This window comes from Hoylesella loescheii DSM 19665 = JCM 12249 = ATCC 15930 (assembly GCF_000378085.1).
Lineage (GTDB): Bacteria > Bacteroidota > Bacteroidia > Bacteroidales > Bacteroidaceae > Prevotella > Prevotella loescheii.
In genome coordinates this window covers 21,186-42,578 of sequence record NZ_KB899226.1, presented here as the reverse complement: position 1 = coordinate 42,578, position 21,393 = coordinate 21,186, and the positions used below count along the sequence as shown (strand labels likewise).

The 21,393-nt window shown below is 38.9% G+C and carries 14 protein-coding genes and 2 pseudogenes; 11 read left to right on the top strand and 5 right to left on the bottom strand.

Features of this window, described 5'->3' with window-relative positions; all coding sequences use genetic code 11:
- Nucleotides 1-2 precede the first annotated feature (2 nt).
- Together F453_RS0112780 and F453_RS0112775 are read right to left on the bottom strand one after the other, a co-directional pair.
- Nucleotides 3-2,084, bottom strand: a complete 2,082-nt coding sequence (locus tag F453_RS0112780; protein ID WP_018968363.1) for a type IA DNA topoisomerase — start codon at nt 2,082-2,084, stop codon at nt 3-5.
- Between the two features lie 21 nt (nt 2,085-2,105).
- Nucleotides 2,106-3,515, bottom strand: a complete 1,410-nt coding sequence (locus tag F453_RS0112775; protein WP_018968362.1) for a DUF3945 domain-containing protein — start codon at nt 3,513-3,515, stop codon at nt 2,106-2,108.
- A 214-nt stretch (nt 3,516-3,729) separates the two neighbouring features.
- Here F453_RS0112775 and F453_RS15495 point away from each other — a divergent pair, with 214 nt between their 5' ends.
- The 11 genes from F453_RS15495 to F453_RS0112715 are packed head-to-tail and all read left to right on the top strand — an operon-like array spanning nt 3,730 to nt 18,377.
- Entirely contained in the window at nt 3,730-3,933 is a 204-nt protein-coding gene (locus F453_RS15495) for a helix-turn-helix transcriptional regulator (RefSeq protein WP_018919960.1), read from the top strand.
- Nucleotides 3,934-3,984: 51 nt separating this feature from the next.
- Entirely contained in the window at nt 3,985-4,887 is a 903-nt protein-coding gene (locus F453_RS0112760; RefSeq protein ID WP_021825659.1) for a DUF4007 family protein, read from the top strand.
- Nucleotides 4,874-8,023 (top strand): hypothetical protein, encoded by a 3,150-nt coding sequence (locus F453_RS0112755; RefSeq protein ID WP_018968360.1) that lies wholly within the window; start codon nt 4,874-4,876, stop codon nt 8,021-8,023. The genes F453_RS0112760 and F453_RS0112755 overlap by 14 nt, the downstream gene beginning before the upstream one ends.
- Nucleotides 8,020-9,129 (top strand): adenine nucleotide alpha hydrolase family protein, encoded by a 1,110-nt coding sequence (locus F453_RS0112750; RefSeq protein ID WP_018919963.1) that lies wholly within the window; start codon nt 8,020-8,022, stop codon nt 9,127-9,129. The genes F453_RS0112755 and F453_RS0112750 overlap by 4 nt, the downstream gene beginning before the upstream one ends.
- Before the next feature lie 5 nt (nt 9,130-9,134).
- A complete protein-coding gene (locus F453_RS0112745; protein WP_234398573.1) occupies nt 9,135-11,321 on the top strand; it encodes a sensor histidine kinase in 2,187 nt (728 codons plus the stop codon).
- Between the two features lie 9 nt (nt 11,322-11,330).
- Nucleotides 11,331-12,437, top strand: coding sequence for a hypothetical protein (locus F453_RS0112740; RefSeq protein ID WP_018968358.1), 1,107 nt, complete (start codon nt 11,331-11,333; stop codon nt 12,435-12,437).
- Between the two features lie 3 nt (nt 12,438-12,440).
- Nucleotides 12,441-13,103: a hypothetical protein gene (locus F453_RS0112735; protein WP_018968357.1), complete on the top strand. Its 663-nt coding sequence runs from the start codon at nt 12,441-12,443 to the stop codon at nt 13,101-13,103.
- 10 nt (nt 13,104-13,113) lie between these two features.
- Complete coding sequence (locus F453_RS0112730) at nt 13,114-15,384, top strand: DEAD/DEAH box helicase family protein (RefSeq protein ID WP_018968356.1); 2,271 nt, start codon at nt 13,114-13,116, stop codon at nt 15,382-15,384.
- A 6-nt stretch (nt 15,385-15,390) separates the two neighbouring features.
- Nucleotides 15,391-15,624: a hypothetical protein gene (locus tag F453_RS0112725; protein ID WP_018919968.1), complete on the top strand. Its 234-nt coding sequence runs from the start codon at nt 15,391-15,393 to the stop codon at nt 15,622-15,624.
- Entirely contained in the window at nt 15,621-17,795 is a 2,175-nt protein-coding gene (locus tag F453_RS0112720; RefSeq protein ID WP_018968355.1) for an AAA family ATPase, read from the top strand. The genes F453_RS0112725 and F453_RS0112720 overlap by 4 nt, the downstream gene beginning before the upstream one ends.
- Before the next feature lie 6 nt (nt 17,796-17,801).
- The gene (locus tag F453_RS0112715) at nt 17,802-18,377 is read left to right on the top strand and encodes a hypothetical protein (protein WP_018919970.1); all 576 of its coding nucleotides are present in this window, start codon (nt 17,802-17,804) and stop codon (nt 18,375-18,377) included.
- Nucleotides 18,378-18,493: 116 nt separating this feature from the next.
- Here the strand turns inward: F453_RS0112715 and F453_RS0112710 are convergent.
- The 3 genes and pseudogenes from F453_RS0112710 to F453_RS0112695 form a co-directional block, all read right to left on the bottom strand.
- Nucleotides 18,494-18,895: pseudogene (locus tag F453_RS0112710) on the bottom strand (conjugal transfer protein TraG); the annotation flags it as partial.
- 7 nt (nt 18,896-18,902) lie between these two features.
- Nucleotides 18,903-19,500 (bottom strand): annotated as a pseudogene (locus F453_RS14620) (DUF3945 domain-containing protein); the annotation flags it as partial.
- A 195-nt stretch (nt 19,501-19,695) separates the two neighbouring features.
- Entirely contained in the window at nt 19,696-21,393 is a 1,698-nt protein-coding gene (locus F453_RS0112695; RefSeq protein ID WP_026292578.1) for an ABC transporter ATP-binding protein, read from the bottom strand.

The window sequence follows — 21,393 nt, the reverse complement described above, 5'->3', positions numbered from 1 at the left end:
GATTATCTCCCTTTTTGTTTTCCTTTCTTGTTCTCAAACTCAAAGGAAGTGGCGTAGTCTTCGCCCAGAACAAGTCGGGCATTAAACTTCTTGCCTGCCTTGCTGGTCAGCCCTTTAAGGATAGGCGTACGACCGGAACTTATCAAGTCGTGGATATTATCTTCAGAGAGAAGTATGCCGCAGACTTCACGAAACACATGGAAACCACAGGTCTCATGCCTGCACTTGGCTACCTTGGCATAGATGCCGACACTCTGCTGTCCGCATTTTGGGCAGCGGTAGACAGGATAGGACTTTTGCTCTGAAGAAAGCGAGAGGAGTTCCTCGCAGATTGTCCCCACGTATGAATTAATGCCCTGTGCGAACTTATCAGATGGCATCTTTCCTGCTTCAATAGCGGCAAGGGCAAGTTCCCAACTGCCTGTCATCTCCGCATTGGCAATCTTCTTGTCCTTGACAATCTCATAGACTGCCAGGCCTTTCTCGGTAGGTATGATGGATTTCTTGTCCCTACAGATATAGTCACGGAGGATAAGCGTCTCAATGATGTTGGCACGGGTGGCAGGTGTTCCGATACCACACTCTGCCATTGCCTTCTTACTTTCTGCATCTTCGACCTCTTTTCCTGCGTTCTCCATAGCAGAAAGCAGTGTCGCTTCTGTGTAGAGAGGTTTAGGTTTGGTCTTATGCGCGGTTATCTCGGCAGAAACAAGTGGTAAAATCTCTTCTTCTGTCAAACTAGGCAATGAAGACAAAATCTGTTCATCACCATCTTCTTTCTTCTCTACTTCAGTTGCCTGCTCTTTCTGTACAGCTTTCCAGCCTAAAGAGATTTGTCGGCATGCTTTCCAAGTAAAGGTATTGGTACCGTCAGTAAACCGCACCTGCATACGCTCTTCCTCTGAATCGGGGGAAAAGGCTTCTATAAAGCGATTAACTACCATTTGATAGATGGTCGATTCATCTGCCGACAATCCTAATGGTGTTTCACCTGTCGGTATGATGGCGTGGTGGTCGGTAACTTTGGTAATGTCCACCGAATGGCGGTTAAGTGGATTGGATAGTGTCTTGCCTATCTTGCGCAGCAGGGCGGGGACTTCCTCGAAGACATCCTCGCTGATGTATCGGCTGCCAGTGCGGGGATAGGTCGTGATTTTCTTCTCATAGAGGCTTTGGGCTATTGAGAGGGTTTTGTCCGCTGAAAAGCCGTGGCGTTTGTTGGCATCCTTCTGCAAGGCAGTGAGGTCGTACAAGAGTGGTGGCGGTGTATGCGTTACCTTTCTTGCGACCGATTCAACTTTAAGCCGGCTCTGACTGCGAAGCAAGGCGAGAGCAGTCTGTGCCGATGCTTCACTCTCATAGTCTGCACTGCCAATGGCTTTCAGCGACAAGCCCTCTTTTTCTGTGAGAACGGAGAGTTTCCAATAAGGTACGGAAGAAAAATCACGGTTCTCTATGTACCGACGGCAGACCATAGCAAGTGTCGGGGTCTGTACCCGCCCCAAAGAATAGCCTCCCTTGCGTGCGATGGACAGGGCACGGCTTGCATTGATACCCACCAGCCAGTCGGCTTCGCTTCTTGCTTTGGCGGAGTGATAGAGATTGTCGTAACTGCTTCCCGGTTTGAGATTGGAAAGTCCCTCACGGATAGCTTTGTCCGTGAGGGAGGAAATCCACAAGCGGTCGTAAAGCTTGTGACAATTGAGATAGGAATAGATGTAGCGAAAGATGAGCTCACCTTCACGCCCTGCATCGGTGGCGACGATGATGCGGTCTGCCTTGTCAAAGCAGGAACGGATGACTTTAAGTTGCTTTAATGCAGAAGGATCTGATACAAATTCCTTGTCCCTGCGCACTTGGCGCACGATGAGCTGGAATGGATTGGGACGGATGGGTAAGTCTTCGGCTTTGTAGGCAGAAAGACCGTAGGTTTCGGGCATGGCAAGGGCGATGAGGTGTCCCATTACCCAAGTAACGAGATAACCGCAGCCTTCCAAGTATCCGTCTTGTTTACTATTTGCCCCAACAATGCGGGCAATGTCTCTGGCTACCGAGGGCTTCTCGGCAATAATACAAGTTGTCATAGTCGATAATAGAATTAAGGGTTACATCTTACGTCCACGGGACTTCTTTTGTTTGTTCTCGTCCTGCTTTTGCTTCTGCTCGGAAGTAGGTTGTGTCTGACCCGTCTTGAGTGGTTCTTTCACGTTCTTGGTGGCTTCGTTGGTCTTGCCGTGGTTGTTCACGGCTACCTGCGTTTTGTGTTCTTCGGCTACGGCAACCACCTTTTCTTTGCCAGTTTCCTGCTTCTTGTCAGGATTCCACTTGTAAAAACGTGGGCGGTTCTGTTCCTTGTCCATGCGAACGTATGCGTTGAAAGGTTGTCCCTGTTTATCCACCATATTTTTTAGATATAGTGTACGACCGCTGTCCAATGCTTCACGCTGTTTATCAGATAACTCTAAGCCGCAAAGCTTATGTGGGACGCCTTGCTGCTGTGTCTGTTTGTGTTCCTGTCGTTCTCTTAAACTCTTGTTGTCGCCAAAGATAAACTCAATGCCCTTTCGCTCGGCATTGACCTGCAGGGTTGCATTGAATGTCTTACCACTCTTGGCAGTCATGCCTTCCACCTTCACAGCTTTGCCTTCCACAAGTTCTTTGTACTGGGCATCGGAAAGTGTCACGCCTTTGATTTCCTTAGGGATGTTCACACGGTCAGCACGCAAGGCTACAATTTCGTTGGTCTGCGGGTCAATAGATACGTAGGCAGAGAAAGGCTCTCCGTTCTTGGGTGTCACCTCGATGGTTTTGCCGAGATTGCCCATAGTGAGGAGTTGCTCCTTCTCTTCGGGAGAGAACTTGTAACCCATATAGGGAAAGTCAAGCTGTGGTTCTTTTCTCAAAGGATGAATTGCCAAACCGACATTGCCGTTATCGTCCGTGCGAAAAGCAAGGCGAGCTTCGGTGTAGATGGTTGTGTCGCCAATGGGAACGGCAATCGTCAAAAGATTGCTCTTCTGCCAATTGAGCATCTTTTCCAATTCTCCACTCTGCTCCAATCGCTCACGGGTAAGTCCGAGATTATCGAGTTGCTTCCAATCAACCTTCGACTCATCGATGGCAGTAGCATTCTTCTGCTGGGGCAGGTAATCCTCAAAGGGCACTCCCATCTCAGCCAGTTGCTGTTTGCTTTCGAGCTTCTCGCGGTTGTGCAACATAGTACGCAGGTTGTCCACACCCTGCTCCACATTGTCTGCCAATACCTTGTACAGTCCAAAATGAGTCGGGTTATTGAACTGTTTGAGGAAGTTGGCCATGAAGTTCTTCAGCAGTCCGTCTTTGTTGCTGAACTTCAAGAACGCTGCCTGATTGGCAGCAATTGCCTCAGTGGTTTTAAGGTTTCCCTTTTCGTCAACACTGGATACGACGGACAATTTACCCGCTTCCTGTTCATTCTTTACCTCCGTGCGGTCTTCCAGGACCAGCACGTAATTGTCATTACTGTTTGATTCCATTTTTTGTATTTAAGATGAATAAATAACTATTTTCTGCAAAAATACATGTATAAAACAAGCCTTTTATAAGGCAAGGATATAGCAGGAAATGATGGGGAAATATTGGAAATATGAAGATTTTTCGGAATTCCTGTGAACGTTCTTGCTTAATCTGATCAGAAAAGAGTACCTTTGTGTGGAATTTAATCATTGTCCAGATAAATGAAATCATCGTATGGCGATAATAAATAGAATCAAAATTATGCTTGTTGAAAAACAACGAACAAGCAAATGGCTTGCAGAACAACTCGGAAAGTCGGAAAATACTGTCTCGAAATGGTGTTCCAACAAGGTTCAACCCTCTTTGGAAAATCTTTACGAAATTGCTAAGCTGTTAGATATAGAAGTACGTTCTTTAATTTGTTCTTCAAAAGAATAAGTATGAATCTATTACGTATTCTTTTGATAATAGATACTAAGAAATCTATTAGTGATAGACATTTTGCTAAAAGCTTTAATTGTAATTCTAACTATGGTTATAACTAAATATACATTTTCAGGACACGAATCATTCCCCTGTAAGACATTGTGGCTTAAAAAAGGATATGATTTTGTTCTAGAAAATAATGATTGGAACAATCTTTACTCTGTTGTTAAACTCGGAGTTGGGAAAAATATGGTAGCATCTATACGTTATTGGATGCGATCTTTTGGTCTAATAAATAATGATGGGGTAACTGATGTTGCTCATCTAATTTTTGATTCAAATAGTGGTACAGATCCTTTTATGGAAGATCTAGGTACATTATGGCTTTTACATTACCAACTTGTAAGATCTAATGAAGCAACCCTTTATAATTTATTTTTTACACGATTTCAGCGAGAACGTATGACTTTTGACAGAAATCATGTTGTTGCATTTGTCAAACGTTTTATGCTTGAGAATGGGAAAATAAAACAGTTTAACGAAAATACTATAAAAAAAGACGTTGGCGTTCTTTTGCAAAACTATTCTCTTTCACGCACACCCTCTTCTATGGAAGATTATTCTGTTCTATTAGCAGATTTAGATTTAATATCGTTATCAAGTGATGAAAAACAATACTCTTTTAATATTGAAGGAAAGAGACAATTACCTATTGAGATACTCCTTTACGCTATCGTTAAGGAAAAAGGTAATACTGATAGTGTAGACTATGATACACTTCAGATGATAGGCAATGTATTCTGTCTTAACGATATGGGGCTCATCAATATACTTATGAAACTACAGACAAAATTCCCAAATATATTTCGTTATACCGATACAGCAGGATTGAGACAAGTACAATTTCTCAAGAGAGTGCTACCCTACGAAGTTCTTAAATATTACTATAGAAATGAAGAATTATAGTCCATCGGCCAATATAGAATCCGGGGTTACAGGTAATGAAAAATACATTATTACACCCAATGTTCAAAAAGTAGCGGGCGAAATCGTTAATCAGTATCAAGCAGGCATTCATTCTTTTACCATCATTGGGACATATGGTACAGGAAAGTCGTGTTTCCTTCTGAAATTAGAACGAGACCTAATTGGATTTGATTCTGAGGCTGCTTTGATAAAAAGCCTAAGAGTCTTAGCTCCAGTTAGCGGAGTTGACATACTAAACATAATTGGAGAGTATTCTTCATTAGAGCGGCTAATAATTGATAAATTAAATAAGAAGGCGAATGGAGATACTGCGATAGAACTATTAAAAAACTATTACAATAGATTGAAAAGGCAGAATAAAATGCTAGTAATAGTCATTGATGAATTTGGTAAACTTCTTGAACACGCAGCAAAAAATGAAGTTGAGAAAGAACTATACTTTGTGCAACAGCTGGCAGAGTTTGTCAATATGCCTGAAAGAAATATTCTTTTGCTAACAACTCTCCATCAAAATTTTAGTTCATATGCATCCAAACTCAGTTCGGTTCAAAAGAACGAATGGACAAAAGTAAAAGGACGCTTCCAAGAAGTGGTGTTTGCAGAACCTGTAGAGCAGTTGTTGTATATGGCTGCGGAGTCTCTTAACAATGAGGTTATCAATGCTGACATGCAGGTATCTAGTATTTATGCAATGGCTCTAAAGTGTAAGCTTATAGTGCCGACACTCAAAGAAGAGACGATACGAAAACTCTTTCCTTTAGATGCATTTTCTGCAGTAATACTCACAAAGGCTATTCAAAAATATGGCCAGAATGAACGTTCTTTGTTTTCATTTCTGAATGCTAATGGATCTCATGCTCTGAATTCTTTTGAGCCTACGCCTACTTGTACATATAATTTGAGTATAGTTTATGATTATCTTGTAGCTTATTTCCATTCATATTTGTCTGATGCAAATGCAGATTCAATGGGATGGAGAGCTATCCTTGTAGCCATAGAACGTGTGGAAACTGCCGACTGGAAGACTACTCAATTAATGGAGGAAGCAATAAAGACAATAAAAGCAATCGGCCTTCTCAATATTTCTGGAGGGGCGGGATTCTCTATGTCAAAGAATGAGCTTGTCGATTATATGAAACAAGCTATGTCAATAGATTTTGCAGAAAATTTACTAGATGAACTGATTCGACGTCGTATTATAAGGTATGCAGAGTACAAATCACGATTTATCCTGTTTGAAGGGACTGATGTAAACATTGAAGATGAAATTATAAAAGCTTCGACTATTGTATCTATTCCAACGAACCCTGTTGATTCTCTTAGAGACATTTTAGGCAATCATATAGTTCCTGTTAAGGCATATTATTACTATAGTGGTACACCTCGCTATTTTGAGTATCTTCTCTCTGAAAGTCCTTTGGATTTAATTCCAGTTGGAGAAGTTGATGGGTTTATTGAATTAATTTTCTCAACAAATGAAAATACAACAGATGAGGTACGAAAGTTTAGTGCAAATTGCGAATATGCACGTGTATTTGCAGTTTTCAACAATACAGAATCTTTTATTTTACATTTGCACAAAATACAGATTTATGACTATATCATTCAAAAAACTTTGATAGATAAGACTGATCATATTGCCTTACGTGAAATTAACAATCTAAAGTCATATGAACATAACTTGTTAAAAAAAGAGCTTAAAGAAAGCCTATTCTCATATAATGGACACGTCGTCTGGTTCTACAAGGGAGAAGAAAAGATAATAAAGAATCAGCGAGACTTCAATTCTTTATTATCTTATGTTTGCAAGGATGTTTATCCTCTTAGTCCTGTTATAAGTAATGAACTTATTAATCGTCATAAACTGAGCGGAAGCATATCTGCCGCACGTATAAAATACTTACAAGCCCTTATTGGTGAATCAGAAAAAGACGATTTTGGATGGGACAAAGAGAAATGCCCTCCAGAGAAATCAATCTATTACACTCTACTCAAAACGACGGGCTTACACAAAGGCGGAGAATTTGCAGAAGAGCCGACAGTAGATAGCATTATGCCCTTATGGAATGCCTGTGAGAGTTTTCTTCGTAGTACTCAAGATAAATCGCGAAAAATATCTGAACTGATTAAGATGCTATCCGAAAAACCCTACAAGGTAAAGATGGGAGTATTGGATTTCTGGATTCCTACATATTTGTATATGAAGCGGCTTGACTATTCTCTATTTGGAAGTAATGGTATGTATATCCCGGAAGTCAATATGGAATTCTTTGATTTATTAAAGAAGCATCCTTCAGATTTTAGTATAAAGGCATATACAGAAGATGGTGTAAAAATAAAATTCTATAACCAATATCGAAGGTTTATCAATGTAAGTGAAGACGAAAAGATTAAAGGAGACAAGTTTATAGAAACAATAAAACCTTTCTTTTCTTTTTATAGCCGTCTGAATGATTATGCTAAATACACACGTAAATTTGACAATATTACAACTCTTCGTTTTCGAGATGTATTGGCTAAAGCCAAGGATCCGGAGAAGACGTTTTTTGAGGATTTACCTGAAGCTTTAGGATACGATAAAAAATCTCTTAACAATGAGGTGTTTGTAAAAAATTATTGCAATCTCATCCAAAAGGCTGTGAGAGAACTTCGTTCGTGTTATAATGCGCTAATAGATCGAATAGAAGGACAATTAATCGAAAGGCTTGAACTACAAGGATATGAATATTCAGATTACATCATTGAGATTCGTCATCGTCTTTCACATATAAAAGAACATCTCCTGTCGGACAAGCAACATGATTTTTATAATCACGTTATGACAGTATTCGACAATCGACAAGAATGGTTTCAAAGTATTGCATATGCTGCTCTGGATCAACCTCTTGAGCGTTTAAAAGATGACCAAGAGGAACAACTAATAGATAATATCGTATATCTCTTCCGTGAGTGTGAGAAACACTCTATTGTTTCTGAAGCCATGTCTTTTCAAATAAATGCTGAAGAGAGAAAACGCTCTAAAGAGTTAGAAACGAAAATAGAGAAGCTATTGTCAGAGGATGTTAATCTCAATATCTATGCTTTGATGAATTTATTGAAAAAGAAAATGAAATGACAAACGTAAGACATATACTCGGCATATCAGGAGGCAAAGATAGTGCTGCCCTTTCTATCTATCTAAAGCAGAAATATCCTCAGATGAAGATAGAGTATTACAATTCTGACACGGGTTGCGAGTTGGAAGAGACCGAGAGGCTAATAGATAAACTTGAAGCCTATTTAGGGAGTATTAAGCGATTACGTGCAGCAGAAAGGAGTCCCGAAGCAACTCCCTTTGACCACTTTCTGAAAGCCTGTGGTGGATTTCTTCCATCTCCACAAGCTCGATGGTGTACGCAAAAAATGAAATTAGCTGAATTTGAACAATATGTTGGAGATGATTATGCGGTATCTTATGTCGGCATACGCGGTGATGAAAATCGTGATGGATACATCTCCTCAAAGCCCAATATCCAAGCGGTCTTTCCTTTCCGAAGAAATATTTGGAGCATTGACATTATTAATAAGATTCTCCATAATGATCAGCGGGAACAACTAATTGATATCTATAATCATTTTTATTCGGAGTCCCAGCAAGAAAAAATTATGGGAATATTAAAAAGACCACTTAGTAAACAGTTTTATTATTCTAAAACGCTTAATGCTTTACTTGACATTGACGTAAAATTATTCAACCGCGTAGTTTTTGAGTATCTAAAGACCACAGACTACCCAGTGGGAAAATTGGATTCATTTCCACTAATAGATAATGATGAAGTTCTCGTCAAGGAGGATATATTTCGTTTGTTGCACGAAAGTGGAGTTGGAGTTCCTGCATATTACGAAAAGATACCTTTTGAAGTTGATGGAAAGATTGGAACATATTGTCGAAGCCGTTCAGGCTGTTATTTCTGTTTCTACCAGCAGAAAATTGAATGGGTTTGGCTTTATGAACAGCATCCTGACCTATTTAAAAAAGCAATGGAATACGAAAAAGATGGTTACACCTGGAATCAAGGTGAGAGTTTGGAAGACTTAATTAAGCCTGAACGTATACGTCAAATTAAGTTAGATGCTATTAAACGACAAGAACAAAGAGCAAAGATGAACAGCAATTCTTTGTTGGTAGATATATTCACGGACGATGATAATGACGTTTTATGTGCAAATTGTTTTATATAGAAAGTATGGATGCGCAGAAAGAAATAAAGAAAGTCGGTTTTACTGTAGATGCTGGACTTATTCAAAGATTGGGATATGAATTGGTCGGTCGTGCAGAAACAGCTGTATCGGAATTGATTAAAAATTCCTATGATGCTGATGCAACGGTAGTTGATGTAGATTTTATTGATTCAAATGAAATTGGCGGAAAACTATTCATCTCAGATAATGGTGCCGGTATGTCAGAGAGTCAGTTGATTAATGGATTTATGAGAATTTCATCGACTGATAAAGTGCATAATCCTACTTCTGCAAGATTGCATAGGACAAAAGCTGGTAAAAAAGGTATTGGTCGATTCGCGGCTCAACGATTGGGAGAAAAATTGGTTATTGTTACACAAACTAAAGAATCTAAAAGTGCTATCCGGATTGAAATTGATTGGAATGAGTATTCGATAGACAGAGATTTAACATCTATCACTTTCCCTATTGAAACTGTTCAAAAAGAAAAATCTGAAGGTACAGTTATTGAGATCCACAGTCTTAGAGAGAGATGGACCGAAGCTGCTATTAAACGCATTTATAGATATGTCTTAGATTTATTTCAACCGGATTATTTGTCTGAACGAAGTAAAATCGACAGTATTGCAGTTCAAAACGAAGAGTCGTTCAAAGTGAATTTCAACTTAGTTTTCAATGATAAAAAGTATCCATTTCTAAACGACCAAATTTCTGTGTTCGATAAATCCTTAGCTGTTTTTGAAGGCTATATTAATAAGGAACATTGTGGGCTGGTAAACGTAAAAAGTGATAGTTTACACATCAATGATATTCTTGAAATTGAACACAAAGAAGATGATAACAAGTTTTCTGCTCTTTCAGATGTTTATTTTAAAATTCATTACTTCATTTACGATAGACCTCAATATTATGGAGATAAGCTTTCTGGTCTTGAATTAAAAAAAATACAAGAATTATCAAAAACAATTGGTGGTGTTAGGTTATATAGAAATGGATTCAGAGTATTACCATACGGAGAACCAAAGGATGATTGGACAAACATTGACAAACGTTGGAGCACGGAGTCTGGAAAAACAAATATCCCTCTAAACAATCAGAATTTGTTTGGTTTTGTTGAAATAATTGACCCAACAGGTAATATATTTGAAGAAACAGCCAGTCGGGAAGGTTTAATAGAAAATGAAGCATTTCATCAGTTATCTGAGTTTATTAACAAATCTCTTATTGCTGTTAGAGGTAGGATTGCAGAGAAGATAAAGTGCTTCAAAGATAGCCAAAATAATGATGATTTCACTCAAAATTCAGAGAAGAAAGATCAAACAACTCAGGAAATGTTCGAAAAACTGAAGAATATCCTTTACTACAAATCTGATCAAAACATAGAAACTCAGAATAGCGAACAATTCTCAGAAAATAACAGAGAAGAAGGGCTGGAAATTATAAAGAAACTGGAAAACCTAATTGAAGAAGCAGGAATGCTTCGAGTATTAGCCGGTTTAGGTCTTACGATTGGAGAATTTACGCATGAGATGAAGCAATACCATTCTTCTGTTTATGGGTATATCAGCAAATTAAATCAGATACAACTTGGGGTTGAGGCAAAGAGCCAATTAGACGGAATCAAAACTGATTTCGACAACCTATTTAGTTATACTGAGTATTTTGGAACAACTATATCTCAAAATATAAATAGAAAAAAAATGCCAATTGATTTATTGGCAACTTTGGATAGATTTAGCAACATAATAAAAAACGATTTGCAGAAAAATCAAATAGAGTTCAAAATCGATGCATTCGACTTTGATGCAATCACAATACCCATGCATAGTTCTGAATGGAATTCAATTTTTTACAATTTATACACAAATTCAAGAAAGGCTATAAAAAGAGCAAGAGTAGCTGGTAAAATTTTGGTCGAAGTTGGCGTTGAAAATGGAGATACGTTTATCAATTTTCATGATAATGGAGACGGTATTCCCAAGGAAAATGAAAGTCGGATTTTTAATGCATTCTTTTCAACTTCTACACCTGCAAGTTTCGATGCTCCTAACGAAGAACAATTGATTGGGACAGGGCTTGGACTTAAAATCGTAAAAGACATTGTGATTTCATACAGAGGAAATGTCAGTGTTGTATCCCCTAATCAAGGGTATTCTACGTGCTTAAAAATAACAATAAGTAAAAATAAATAAACATTTTTTATGGCAACAAAATTTTATTTTATTGATGATGATCCTAATTCTCAAAACAAGGTGCGTGGGTTTGAGAATAATGATTTAACCATTGACGCAATGCAACATAAAGACTCTTGGGGAGAAGAAATATCGTTTTTGAACGATCAGAAAGACCAATTTGATGGTATAATTCTTGATTTGAAACTTGATGATTTACCAAATAGAAATGGGAAAAGAGCCGATTTTCGAGGAACTTCTCTTGCACAAGAAATTAGGACGAGACAAAAAGAGGGAGATATGAATAGTTTCCCGATTATCCTGTTTTCTGCGAATGATAAAATCCAACAAGCATTGGAAAATTCGGGGAAAGATTTATTTGATATTCGTATCAATAAATCAAAGTTAAATGAAAGTGCATTTTCGTATTTCACCCCTCAATTAATTGATTTATCTGATGGTTACAAGCGTTTATCGGGTTCTTCATTAGCAATAAGCCAAGTTTTGCAAATTGATGAAATGACTCTTGACAGTAGGTTTGTTGGCGAGTATAATAAAAACAAGGAATGTCCAGTACATATTCAATCAAGATTCTTGATTACAGAATTCTTAACAAAACAAGGATTGGTAATTGACGAAAATGTACTTGCAGCAAGACTTGGTATTGATAAGTCGAATTCTGACAATTGGTCTGATTTATTGAAGAATTTATCGAAAGCCAAATATCAAGGGGTATTTAGCAAAGGTTGGTCTCGTTGGTGGATGCATTTGGTGGAACAATGGTGGAATGAAACTATCAAGGCTGAAACTTTTTTGCGTTCGACACCAGCAGCTGAAAGAGTTGAAAAAATCAAAGAAGTTACAAAATTACCCAAATTGGTTGCCGCAAAAAAAACAGAAAAATCAGAAAGTGACGAATTCTGGACGGTTTGCAAAGGACTTGGTCAACCATTAGATCCAGTTGATGGTTTATTAATTCAAGGTCAGGATAATTTGTTTTCTTGGCAAGAACCTGAATATGTTTCTGTTGATGCGGCTTTATTACGAAAGAATATTGAGAAATGGATTGGTATTGCTGATATTGAAAAAGAAAGATATGAAAATTTAAAGGTATTGTATTCACGTAAAAAACAATAAGATATGGGAAACTATGCAACGGAAATACATAATATTGCAACCATTCTTAGAAAGAATAAATTATGTTTTGACACTTCCCCATTAACTAATGGTTACAAAAATGGAAAATGCAATATCGCAAAGCTGAAGCTTAATATAAGTGACGTTCCACGGAATACGAGACCTACAGTGTCTTCTTTGGCTATTATCTTAGATGTTGTATTTGATGAAAAAACGGATACAGATATTCCCATTACTAATTATCTTTTTAAGGTAACGATAGAAGGACAAGATGATTGCAATATTGTAAAATCGTCTTGGCATTTGGATTATGATAGCAATGATAAGCAAGATTATATCCATCCTTGTTTCCATTTAACATGGGGTGGTGATACAATAAAAAAAGTGGACTTAGGGAATATATTGCTTTTACCAACTCCTCGAATTTCATACCCGCCTATGGATATTATATTGGGGATAGATTTTGTACTTTCTAATTTTGTAAAAGCAGAAATTTACAAGAAAATTCAGAGTGATTCACAATATAAAGCTGCAGTGAAAAAGGCACAAGAAAAACTATGGAAACCTTATATGTTGTCATTAGCTCATCATTGGTGTAAAAATATATGTTCTAATGTTCATTTGAATACTATTACTGCTACGAATTTCCATCCAACATTGATATAGGTTAATTGCAATGCTAAAAGAAGTGATATTTCCAGCACACCGCCATTTTAAATCGCGGACAGAGTGGGAACCTATAGGCTTCTTCTCTGATTGTTTGTGTAATGCCACTAGATTTGATTTAATGTTAGGGTTCTTTTCCTCTTCTGCAATTAATATCTTAGCTGATGGTTTCGCATCGTTTCTATATAATGGTGGACGTATGAATCTAATTGTAAACGACATTCTGACTGAGCAAGATAAAAATGCCATTGCCAGTGGTGAACTTGATTTGTACATACCATTTTTCGATATAACTGACATCGAAAAACTAAAAAATATATTGTCAGAACGAGATACTCATTTCTTCGAATGCCTTGCCTGGCTTATCCGCAACAATCGGCTTGACATTAGAATTATTGCCCCAAAAGATGGCATTGGTATTTCGCACACCAAAACAGGTATTTTTAGTGATGGAGTGAATAAAGTCTGTTTCGATGGCTCTTGCAACTTTTCACGGTCGGCATTGATTGACAATATCGAAAGCCTTACGGCTTTCTGCGATTGGGACGGCAATCCAGCATCCGCTACCATAAATAAAATCAACGGAGAGTTTGAACTTGTGTTTACAGGCAAAGATGAGAATGTTGTTTTTGTTCCAACCGACAGAGTGAAAACCCATATTGCAGAATCGTTCAAAAATAAGGAACTGAAGGATTTACTGGAAGATGAATACAAGTTTATTCAGCAGGATATTGCTGATAAGTTATTGCCAAAATCTGTGACTAAGGCGTTGGAAAAAGCCAAAAACAAAGTTGAGTTCGAGATAGAGAGAATCAAGAAGCAAGGCGAAACTATTGAGTCAATTGATTTTGGTAAGCCTAGTTTCCCATACGAATCTGGTCCACGTGAATATCAGAAACAAGCATTTGAGAATTGGAAGCATAATAAGCAGAAAGGCTTGTTTGTAATGGCGACAGGTACGGGCAAAACTATTACCTCTCTGAATTGTCTTCTTGAGATCTACAACAAGTTAGGCTACTACAAAGCCATTATCCTTGTTCCGACCATTACACTTGTCGAACAATGGGAATCTGAATGTAAAAAGTTCAATTTTAGAACAATCATAAAAGTTTGCTCAAAGTATAACAATTGGAAATCGGCGGTGGCTAATCTTCGCTTGCTCGAAATGACGAACGCCAGCAATGATTTGTCATACATTATCATATCAACTTACGCATCGTTTGTCCGTTCCAATGTTTTTATGGAATTGAACCAATTCCCCAAAAATAAACTTTTATTTATCGCTGACGAGGCTCACAATATGGGTGGCGGATTGATGGCTCAGCGCCTTTCTGATATAAAATATTTGCGTCGCATAGGACTTTCTGCTACACCCGAAAGGCAGTTTGATGATACGAGTAACCGAAAACTGATGGATTTCTTTGGCTGTGCCAACAATTACACCTTTGAATATTCAATGGCTGAAGCCATTCAAAAAGGTGCTTTGTGCCGTTATTATTACTATCCACACATTGTTCGACTGACCGAAAACGAAATGGCTGATTATGTTGAACTTTCAAAAAAGATAGTCAAAATAATGGGCTTTCACGATGAGGAAAGTTTGAAACGATTGAAAATGCTTTTACTAAAACGCAAACGTATCATTCACAAAGCAGCCAACAAGTTGTCCGCTTTCCAACAGATTGTTCAACAGCGTATGGAAGAAAAAAACAGTCTGAAATACACGTTGGTCTATGTTCCAGAAGGCAACAAGCCCGACAATTTCGAGGCAGATATTTTCGATCAATCCGACACCATCGATTCCGACCCTGAAACAGAACATCTGATTGACGTTTTCACTCGCATTGTCCGTGATATGAATTCTCATATCATTGTCCGTCAGTTTACTTCTGAATCAACCGACCGCGATGCCATGCTCAAAGGCTTTACCGATGGCAACATTGATGTGCTTACCTCGATGAAGTGTTTGGATGAAGGTGTTGATGTGCCGCGAAGCGAATTGGCTATATTCTGTGCAAGCACAGGGAACCCACGCCAATTCATTCAACGCCGTGGTCGTGTCCTACGTACACACAAAGACAAACGCTTCGCCATCATTCACGACCTCATCGTAATACCTGACAATGTGTTTGATGAAGAATGCTACGCTTTGGAGAAAAGCCTTGTGCAAAGCGAGTTGAGACGTGTCCGTGATTTTGCATTATTGTCAGAGAATCTGAATGATACCGACAACGAACTGCAAGAAGTATTAAATCATTATAATTTATCCATATTTAATTAGTGAAATATGAGTACATATAAAACAAACGGTGATAAGATTTTACAGGCTGTAATTGCTGATGAACAGCTTCTCAATTTCTATGGCTACAATCCCGATAATTTCAGGTCAATTTCAGAAGCCTTGGATTCTGAAATAGCAGTAATCCAAGCCATAGCACAAATTATCAACCGAAATGAGCAAAAAGCTACCGAAAGGGAAATCTACAATGAAGTCAGTAACTTTTTAAAAGCAAACATATGATTATCAAAGATATAAAAATAAATAACTTCCGTAGTTACTACGGAAGCAATAACCTTTCGTTATCAAAAGGTCTAACTTTGGTTATCGGAGATAATGGTGATGGTAAAACGACCTTATTTGAAGCGTTGGAATGGCTGTTCGACACGACGGGCGAGAACAGAAAAGATTCACACATTTCCGAAAAGCGTAAATCAGAATTAGAAATTGGTGAAAGTGATGAGGTCTCGGTAAGCATAACCTTTGAACATGATGGTGAGAAAGAGATAGAAAAGAGTTTCACTTTTGAGAGAATATCCGGAGACAACATTCGTACAAAGGATTACAAGTTTGTCGGATATTCCATTGTTGGTGCGGAACGTCATTCCATAGCCGGCGACAAGCTGTTGAATGGGTGTTTTGAGCCTGTCTTACGTAAATATTGTTTGTTCAAAGGGGAAAACGAACTCAATGTTTTCGACAATGACACTGCGTTGAAAACGTTGGTTGATACGTTTTCGGGAATCAGGGATTTTGACAAATTGGTTGATTTGACATCAAATTTTGAGCAAAGCTCTGCAAGAGCGGCAAACCGTGAATTGCAAAACGATAAGAAAGTATCGAAGCAAGCGAAAGAATTGAATACACAACTGAATGATGTTACAAACGACATTCAAAGCATCAAGACAGAACTCAATCAAAAGAAAATCTCAATCAATGAATTTTCGTCGAAGTTGGAATTGCTAGAAAAGAACCAAGAAACATCGGAACGCTACCAAGCCATAAAAGAACGTATCAAAGGGTTGAAAGACAAGCAGGCGAAGCTGGTGGCGTGGTCATCGTGCGAGTACAGCACTAACTTGTTGGATGAATATTGGATTTTACGTTCCTTCCCTGCAATCATAAAAGAGTTTTCCGCAAAAGTTTCTGCTTTGAGCAAAGAGAAACGAAGACTTGACAAACAGGAAACAGAACGTCGTGCGAAAGAGGCTGGAGAACGTGAGGCTATTTCAAAAATTCAAAAACTTGCCAATGATGCCGTTCCTTTGCCATGGAATTTGCCCGATGAGGCGACAATGAAAGAAATGATTGATGATGAAATCTGTAAAGTCTGCGGTCGCCCTGCCCCCAAAGATTCGGAGGCTTACGAATTTATGTGTAATAAACTGAATGAATATCTTGCCCATATAGCAGCGGAGGCCAATAAAAATTCAAGTTTAAAAGAGGATGATGATAAGCCGCTGTTTCCAAATTCTTTTATCAATGAATTACATTCTCGCCAAATCAAATTAAGTGGCGACACAGAGCAGGAGATTGCAAAGATTGCAACAACAATTTCAGATCGTTTGGAATTTGTTGCGAAAAGAAAGGCGGAATTGGCAGAGGTAGATAAACAGCTGCAAGAGTTGGAAATAGAACAAAATGATTTGCTGATGCAATCAGGTTTAAGCACAGATTTGCTAGATAAGACTATATCTGATTTAAGAGGTTTCTTTGATGCTAAAAGTCGTGCTGAAAGCCGTGTTTCAGAATTGGAAACCACTCTAAAATACAAGGAGAGTGCAAGAGACGAAATACAAGAAAAACTGTCGCAACTTGAACCGACAAGTTCTATGACACAGGTATATCAGCGTGTGCATATTGCATTTGAGAAGATAACCAAAGCATTCGCTAACGCAAGAGAGCAGAATGTTAATAATTTTCTTCAAATTCTTGAGAATGAATCAAATAAATATTTACAGAAGTTGAATAAAAACGACTTCTATGGAATAATTCGCATCAGAAAAACCCTCAACAGTTCTGCACGTATTGAACTCTATAGTGATAACGGAACTCGAATCGAAAATCCAAACGGTGCACTGAAGACAACTATGTATATGTCGGTCCTGTTTGCCATTTCTCAAATCACAACATTGAAACGCGAACAAGACTATCCATTGATCTTTGATGCCCCAACATCCTCATTCGGCGGTTTCAAGGAAGATACTTTCTACAATGTAATAGATACCATTGATAAGCAATGTGTTATCGTTACGAAAGACTTGCTCAATATCGACAAAGTAACAGGAAAAAAGGTGTTGGATTTCGACACAATCAATATACTTTCTTGTTCTGTCTTCCGGATTGAGAAAGTAGAACCATTCAATGACAAGGATTTGTCAACCATTCAAACAATTGTTAAACAGGTAAAATAACAAATTATGGCGACAGAAAAAATATATGATTTGTGGGCAAACCGAAATCCACAATGGGAAAAAAGATACGAAGACAGCATCATCAAAAACTTTTGTGACTATGGCCGTGGTGCAACTTCTTTACGTGAAGACAGAGGAAAAGTCTTTGGTGGTGGTTATGAAATATTCATTGTCGCATTTTTTATGGGACTTTATTTCAACCAAAAGCGACCACTCATAGAGGACACACAAAAACGCAAGACTTTCGGACAGCCCATTCAATATTGGGGCAATTTAGACTCTGTCAAAGGACGAAAAGCCTATCCGAAACTCCGGGAGTATATTTTCACCGCTCTTGTTTCCCGTACCGACATTGATTTCATTGCTTTGGAAAAAGGCGAAATGACATCACGAAAAGCGGTTGACATGCTTATGCAGACAATGGAGGAGTACGCCAATTGGGGGTTTCATTTTATGGAGGATAAACTGACCGATGCCCCTAATTATTTCTTTCGTGAAACTGCATTTTTAGAAGTATTTTTAGCTTTTGATGCCGCAGCTTCTGAAAATATAAATGAAGATGAACCAGAATCATTAGATTAAGCATATTCATATTGATCAAACACAGTAGAAGAGAATGTCTTATTTATTTTATATCTAATTGAATTTATTGTATATCAGATTCTATTACCAATACGGGATTCTGAACTTAGGCTTCACTAATCTCCATTCTTTATTAGATGACATAAACTTGGAGTGGTCTTAATTATTCTAATCTCATTATCAACAAGTGTTAGTATCTCTTTTTTTACACGTTTATAGTTGGCTTCGATGGTCTCGTTGAGATCGTCGGAGCCATTTTCGTTTGTAAAGTCTGCTATCACAGGTATGGGTTGGTAGGCTTTCATCTCGGCAGATACCTTGACACTGTCCACCACAATCTCTGCATGAAAAATCTTCTGGTTGATGCGTTCATCAAAGTTGTCTGATACTGCCCCCACAAACATTCCTTGCGTAAGGTTACTGATTTTGGATGCAGGGATAAGGCTATCCATCTGAGTGGAAATAGATGTGGATTTGTCATTGCGGTTGATGGTCATAGACTGCCGTTGCTGGAGCACATTACTTGTCAAAGATGAACTTAATGCCTTTTCGCTCGGCATTAACCTGCAACGTGGCATTGAAAGTTTTTCCACTCTTGGCGGTCATGCCCTCCACCTTCACAGCCTTACCTTCCACAAGGTCTTTATACTGTGCATCGGAAAGGGTAATACCCTTGATTTCCTTGGGGATATTCACATGGTCAGCACGCAGGGCTATAATTTCGTTGGTCTGCGGATCGATAGAGACGTAAGCAGAAAAAGGCTCAGCGTTCTTGAGTGTTACTTCGATAGTTTTACCGAGATTGCCCGTAGTGAGAAGTGCCTCCTTTTCTTCGGGAGAGAACTTGTAGCCCATATAGGAAAAGTCAAGCTGTGGTTCTTTTCTCAAAGGATGAATTGCCAAACCGATATTGCCCGCTATCGTCTGTGCAGAAAGCAAGGCGAGCTTCGGTGTAGATAGTCGTGTCGCCAATAGGTACGGCAATCGTCAAGAGATTGCTCTTCTGCCAATTGAGCATCTTTTCTAATTCTCCACTCTGCTCCAATCTCTCACGGGAAAGACCGAGATCGTCGAGTTGCTTCCAATCAACCTTCGACTCATCGATGGCAGTAGCATTCTTCTTGGTCTTTGATTTTTTCGTCCATATTACAATGTTTTTAATGACATTAACAGCGGTGTATGGGCAAAGGTAAATCAAAGAAACTGTGCATGTTAGCAGTTGGAAATAACTGCGTACTTGTGGCGTTAATATGGATGAAAGTGGCAAAAAGAGAGGTATGGATCAAACTCCATACCTCCATATTTTTCATTGATTAGGTTATTGCATAGACAGCAATTTGCAGTACATTCCGTTTTTTGCTGCAAGTTCTGCATGCGTCCCATTCTCTACAAGTCGTCCTTTGTCCATCACAATAATCTGATTAGCATTACGGATGGTTTGCAAATGATGGGCAATGACCAAGACTGTGCGATTTCGGATAAGGGCAGACATTGCCTGTTGTATCTTATATTCATTGACAGGGTCAACATTGCTCGTTATCTCGTCCAAAAGAATGATGGGAGCGTCTTTCAAGAAAGCACGGGCGATTGAAAGCCTTTGTTTCTGCCCTCCGGAGAGTCCCAAACCGTTTTCTCCGATTTTTGTTTCATAACCTTCCGGCAGGCTGATGATAAAGTCGTGTATCATCGCTCTACGTGCTGCTTCTTCGATTTCTTCCTGCGTAGCATGTTGATTGCCCACTTTGATATTATTGGCAATGGTATCTGAAAAGAGAATAACATTTTGCATCACTACACTGATTTTACCGAGCAGATAATCATAGTCCATTTCTCGAATGTTTATACCACCGATACGGATACTGCCGGTCTGCGGTTCCCAGAAACGGAGTAACAGGCTGGTAATGGTTGTTTTACCAGAACCTGACGATCCGACAAGTGCCGTTACCGTTCCTTCGGGAACATGGAACGTGAGATTTTTCATCTCAAAACCTTCCTTCTCATAATGGAAATCCACTTTGTCAAAGGAAAGATTGAAATGGGTTGCTGTTTTCGGCTGTTCAGGATTGGTGATAACAGGAGCATTCAATAAATGGGAAATGCGTCCGTAACTATCTTTTACCTTGATGTAATTCAGCCAATGACTCTCCATATTGACAAAAGGTTTGTAGAATTCTTTTGAGACGATGATAAACATTAAATAAGCGAAAAGAGAAAGTTCCCCCTGCTGTGTCCACCAAAGACCGATTGTAGCCATCAGAGCGAAAGCCAATTCTATCAGGAAAGTGTATCTGCCCACACTCACAGCTGCCAAACGAGAAGTATTCTTACTGCTTTCTCCAAATTCACTGACAGAGTGGTCAAGTCTGTCACGGAACATTCCTTTTCCTCCAAACACTTTCAAAACCGGAATGCCCTTGACGTATTCTACAAAGAGGCTGACCATATCCGCCAGATTGTCCTGAGACTCTTCCTGTGCTTTCATTCCCGAGCGAATGCCCCGATACAGAGAAAACAGGGCAATAGGAAGAATGGCTACCATTGTCAATCCCATGCGCCAGTCCACACAAAATAGTCCAATACCGAGTATTAGAGCTACAATGAAGTCGGCGGACATCCGTGTCCATAGATGTCCTACTACCATTTCCATATTATCAACGTCTTTGTGAATGATTGTACTTATCTCTCCCAGACGCTCATTGGTATAGAAGCCGAGTGAGAACATTTTCAGTTTCAGTATGATTTTCTCGCGGATACGTTCCACAAGATCAAATCCGGCAAAATGCTTACTCATATCGGCAATGGCATTGGATATGGTTTTCAAGACCAGCAGACTACCGAGTACCCATGCTGCCGAAATGAAAGAGATGCTTTCTCCATGTATATGACGGTCGATGAGAAACAAGACTGTGAGCATTATCGCCGTGCCACAAAGGGCATAAACCACGAAAAACAGTGCGGAGATAATTAGATGCCGCACTCCGCGAGCGGTCAATTCATTCAGTATATTGCGTACCAT